Source organism: Microbacterium sp. PI-1, from assembly GCF_004337555.1.
GTDB lineage: Bacteria > Actinomycetota > Actinomycetes > Actinomycetales > Microbacteriaceae > Microbacterium > Microbacterium aurugineum.
Genome location: NZ_SJYZ01000050.1, coordinates 1 through 5578 on the forward strand (window position 1 = coordinate 1; position 5578 = coordinate 5578).

At 54.4% G+C, this 5578-nt stretch carries 3 rRNA genes; all 3 read right to left on the reverse strand.

Going from position 1 to position 5578, the window contains the following annotated elements:
- Positions 1–48: 48 nt before the first annotated feature.
- A 5S ribosomal RNA gene (gene rrf, locus E0W80_RS18885) occupies positions 49–165 on the reverse strand.
- A 108-nt stretch (positions 166–273) separates the two neighbouring features.
- Positions 274–3378, reverse strand: a 23S ribosomal RNA gene (locus E0W80_RS18890).
- Positions 3379–3793: 415 nt separating this feature from the next.
- Positions 3794–5317, reverse strand: a 16S ribosomal RNA gene (locus E0W80_RS18900).
- The 16S, 23S and 5S rRNA genes sit together here, the layout of an rRNA operon.
- Positions 5318–5578 lie beyond the last annotated feature (261 nt).

Below are 5578 nucleotides of genomic sequence, written 5' to 3' on the forward strand. Positions count from 1 at the left end.
AACGCAAAATGGCCACCCAGCGTTGGGTGGCCATTTTGTTTAAAAGGAGTCCGGCGGTGTCCTACTCTCCCACAGGGTCCCCCCTGCAGTACCATCGGCGCTGTGAGGCTTAGCTTCCGGGTTCGGAATGTAACCGGGCGTTTCCCTCACGCTATGGCCGCCGAAACACTATTGATGTTTCAATCAAACACATAACAAAGTCATTGTTGTTATGCGGTTCTCGACCGTACATCGAGAACCACTCAGTGGACGCGTAGCACCAACAAACGGTGTGTTATCAAGTCATCGGCTTATTAGTACCAGTCAGCTGCATGCATTACTGCACTTCCACATCTGGCCTATCAACCCAGTAGTCTGGCTGGGAGCCTCTCACCCGAAGGTATGGAAATCTCATCTTGAGGCCGGCTTCCCGCTTAGATGCTTTCAGCGGTTATCCATCCCGAACGTAGCTAATCAGCGGTGCTCCTGGCGGAACAACTGACACACCAGAGGTTCGTCCAACCCGGTCCTCTCGTACTAGGGTCAGATCCTCTCAAATTTCCTACGCGCGCAGCGGATAGGGACCGAACTGTCTCACGACGTTCTAAACCCAGCTCGCGTACCGCTTTAATGGGCGAACAGCCCAACCCTTGGGACCTACTCCAGCCCCAGGATGCGACGAGCCGACATCGAGGTGCCAAACCATGCCGTCGATATGGACTCTTGGGCAAGATCAGCCTGTTATCCCCGAGGTACCTTTTATCCGTTGAGCGACAGCGCTTCCACAAGCCACTGCCGGATCACTAGTCCCGACTTTCGTCCCTGCTCGACCTGTCAGTCTCACAGTCAAGCTCCCTTGTGCACTTACACTCGACACCTGATTGCCAACCAGGTTGAGGGAACCTTTGGGCGCCTCCGTTACTTTTTGGGAGGCAACCGCCCCAGTTAAACTACCCACCAGGCACTGTCCCTGAACCGGATTACGGTTCGAAGTTAGATATCCAGAGTGACCAGAGTGGTATTTCAACAATGACTCCACACGAACTAGCGTCCATGCTTCAAAGTCTCCCACCTATCCTACACAAGCCACACCGAACACCAATACCAAGCTGTAGTAAAGGTCACGGGGTCTTTCCGTCCTGCTGCGCGTAACGAGCATCTTTACTCGTAATGCAATTTCGCCGAGTTCGCGGTTGAGACAGTTGGGAAGTCGTTACGCCATTCGTGCAGGTCGGAACTTACCCGACAAGGAATTTCGCTACCTTAGGATGGTTATAGTTACCACCGCCGTTTACTGGGGCTTAAATTCTCAGCTTCGCCTTACGGCTAACCGGTCCTCTTAACCTTCCAGCACCGGGCAGGCGTCAGTCCGTATACATCGTCTTGCGACTTGGCACGGACCTGTGTTTTTAGTAAACAGTCGCTACCCACTAGTCTCTGCGGCCTCCAAACGCTTTCGGGAGTAAATCCCTATACGCCGAAGGCCCCCCTTCTCCCGAAGTTACGGGGGCATTTTGCCGAGTTCCTTAACCACGATTCTCTCGATCTCCTTGGTATTCTCTACCTGACCACCTGAGTCGGTTTGGGGTACGGGCAGCTAGAACCTCGCGTCGATGCTTTTCTCGGCAGCATAGGATCACCCACTTTTTATCCGCATCGTGTCTCAGCCTCAATGAATCGCGGATTTGCCTACGACTCGGCCTACGCACTTGCACCAGGACAACCATCGCCTGGCTTGGGCTACCTTCCTGCGTCACACCTGTTAATACGCTAACCGCACCAGAATGGGGTCGTACGCTAGGCCCAGAGCGTCACCCCGAAGGGATCAGTCACTGGGATTCAGATACTTAGCACTACTGGATTAGCTTGGGCGGTTCTTCGCCGGTACGGGAATATCAACCCGTTGTCCATCGACTACGCCTGTCGGCCTCGCCTTAGGTCCCGACTTACCCAGGGAAGATTAGCTTGACCCTGGAACCCTTGGTCTTTCGGAGGACGTGTTTCTCACACGTCATTCGCTACTCATGCCTGCATTCTCACTCGTGTAGCCTCCACGGCTGGTTTACACCGCCGCTTCGCTGGCCACACGACGCTCTCCTACCCATCAACACGGCTGGACCACGAAGGCCTACCAATAATGTCAATGCCACAACTTCGGTGGCGTGCTTGAGCCCCGTTACATTGTCGGCGCGGAATCACTTGACCAGTGAGCTATTACGCACTCTTTCAAGGGTGGCTGCTTCTAAGCCAACCTCCTGGTTGTCACAGCAACTCCACATCCTTTCCCACTTAGCACGCGCTTTGGGACCTTAGTTGGTGGTCTGGGTTGTTTCCCTCTCGACTATGAAGCTTATCCCCCACAGTCTCACTGCTGCGCTCTCACTTACCGGCATTCGGAGTTTGGCTGACGTCAGTAACCTTGTAGGGCCCATCGGCCATCCAGTAGCTCTACCTCCGGCAAGAAACACGCAACGCTGCACCTAAATGCATTTCGGAGAGAACCAGCTATCACGAAGTTTGATTGGCCTTTCACCCCTATCCACAGCTCATCCCCTCAGTTTTCAACCTAAGTGGGTTCGGTCCTCCACACGCTCTTACACGTGCTTCAACCTGGCCATGGATAGATCACTTCGCTTCGGGTCTAGGACATGCGACTGAATCGCCCTATTCAGACTCGCTTTCGCTACGGCTACCCCACACGGGTTAACCTCGCCACATATCGCTAACTCGCAGGCTCATTCTTCAAAAGGCACGCTGTCACCCCTACTAAGGAGGCTCCAACGGTTTGTAAGCAAACGGTTTCAGGTACTATTTCACTCCCCTCCCGGGGTACTTTTCACCTTTCCCTCACGGTACTTGTCCGCTATCGGTCATCTGGGAGTATTTAGGCTTATCAGGTGGTCCTGACAGATTCACACGGGATTTCACGGGCCCCGTGCTACTTGGGATACTCTTCGCGCCAAGAGAAGCATTTCGACTACGGGGTTGGCACCCTCTATGACCGGCCTTTCAAGACCGTTCGTCTATACCTTCTTGTAACGCCGCCACCTCGGCAGAGATGACTGAAAAGTCCCACAACCCCCAACGTGCAACGCCTGCCGGCTATCACACACGCTAGGTTTAGCCTGATCCGGTTTCGCTCGCCACTACTAACGGAATCGCGGTTGCTTTCTCTTCCTGTGGGTACTGAGATGTTTCACTTCCCCACGTTCCCTCTACCCGCCCTATATATTCAGGCGGGAGTCACTAGGTCGGCACGCCGCCCAGCGGGGTTTCCCCATTCGGACACCCTCGGATCAAAACTTGCTTATCAGTTCCCCGAGGCTTATCGCAGATTGCTACGTCCTTCTTCGGCTCCAGATGCCAAGGCATCCACCGTTTGCTCTTAAAGACTTGAAATCACATGAGTTTGAATCAAAAACTCGACCCCATCCGAAGATGGAATCAGAAATTGACTAATGATCTTTAAGATCATCTTGTGCAACAACCCGAAGGCTGCTGCAAGATGCTCGCGTCCACTGTGTAGTTCTCAAAGTACGGGCGGTACCCCTCACCGCTTCCCCACCGGGGAAACAACGAAAGGCCCAGAGTAACCAAATGCTTCCAACCCGAAGGTCAAAGCGCATCCGGTCCCTCAGGACCCAACAGCGTGCAGGCACCGACCCCCTCACCCAGAACCTTCCAACCGCAAGCGGCGTACTCATTCCAAGATCAGATCTCGATGCCATGTCAAATGTTCCACCCATGAGCTCCCAGCGAGAAACGAACGTTCCCGAACTGGGTTCTGGACGCCGAAGCGTCAGATGCTCCTTAGAAAGGAGGTGATCCAGCCGCACCTTCCGGTACGGCTACCTTGTTACGACTTAGTCCTAATTACCGATCCCACCTTCGACGGCTCCCTCCACAAGGGTTAGGCCACCGGCTTCAGGTGTTACCGACTTTCATGACTTGACGGGCGGTGTGTACAAGACCCGGGAACGTATTCACCGCAGCGTTGCTGATCTGCGATTACTAGCGACTCCGACTTCATGAGGTCGAGTTGCAGACCTCAATCCGAACTGGGACCGGCTTTTTGGGATTCGCTCCACCTCACGGTATTGCAGCCCTTTGTACCGGCCATTGTAGCATGCGTGAAGCCCAAGACATAAGGGGCATGATGATTTGACGTCATCCCCACCTTCCTCCGAGTTGACCCCGGCAGTATCCCATGAGTTCCCACCATTACGTGCTGGCAACATAGAACGAGGGTTGCGCTCGTTGCGGGACTTAACCCAACATCTCACGACACGAGCTGACGACAACCATGCACCACCTGTTTACGAGTGTCCAAAGAGTTGACCATTTCTGGCCCGTTCTCGTATATGTCAAGCCTTGGTAAGGTTCTTCGCGTTGCATCGAATTAATCCGCATGCTCCGCCGCTTGTGCGGGTCCCCGTCAATTCCTTTGAGTTTTAGCCTTGCGGCCGTACTCCCCAGGCGGGGAACTTAATGCGTTAGCTGCGTCACGGAATCCGTGGAATGGACCCCACAACTAGTTCCCAACGTTTACGGGGTGGACTACCAGGGTATCTAAGCCTGTTTGCTCCCCACCCTTTCGCTCCTCAGCGTCAGTTACGGCCCAGAGATCTGCCTTCGCCATCGGTGTTCCTCCTGATATCTGCGCATTCCACCGCTACACCAGGAATTCCAATCTCCCCTACCGCACTCTAGTCTGCCCGTACCCACTGCAGGCCGGAGGTTGAGCCTCCGGATTTCACAGCAGACGCGACAAACCGCCTACGAGCTCTTTACGCCCAATAATTCCGGATAACGCTTGCGCCCTACGTATTACCGCGGCTGCTGGCACGTAGTTAGCCGGCGCTTTTTCTGCAGGTACCGTCACTTTCGCTTCTTCCCTGCTAAAAGAGGTTTACAACCCGAAGGCCGTCGTCCCTCACGCGGCGTTGCTGCATCAGGCTTGCGCCCATTGTGCAATATTCCCCACTGCTGCCTCCCGTAGGAGTCTGGGCCGTGTCTCAGTCCCAGTGTGGCCGGTCACCCTCTCAGGCCGGCTACCCGTCGACGCCTTGGTGAGCCATTACCTCACCAACAAGCTGATAGGCCGCGAGCCCATCCCCAACCGAAATTCTTTCCAGACGCAGACCATGCGATCACGTCACATATCCAGTATTAGACGCCGTTTCCAGCGCTTATCCCAGAGTCAGGGGCAGGTTGCTCACGTGTTACTCACCCGTTCGCCACTGATCCCACAGAGCAAGCTCCGTGTTCACCGTTCGACTTGCATGTGTTAAGCACGCCGCCAGCGTTCATCCTGAGCCAGGATCAAACTCTCCGTAAAAAAGAAATGCATACGAACACCGGGAAAACGATGAACGCAGCGAGTTTGATGCTGACCAAAGAGACAAATTCATTGCTGACTTCATCCATTGCCAGCCCCCGGAAGGGCTGGTCTTTGATCCAAAGGAATTCTCACCCAGCCGAAGCTAGACGAGGATAATTTGGCATTTGACAAGTGCACGCTGTTGAGTTCTCAAGGATCGGATGCTCCCACGACCCAGTCATCACAACCAGGCCCGCAGGGCAACTTCTCTATCTTACC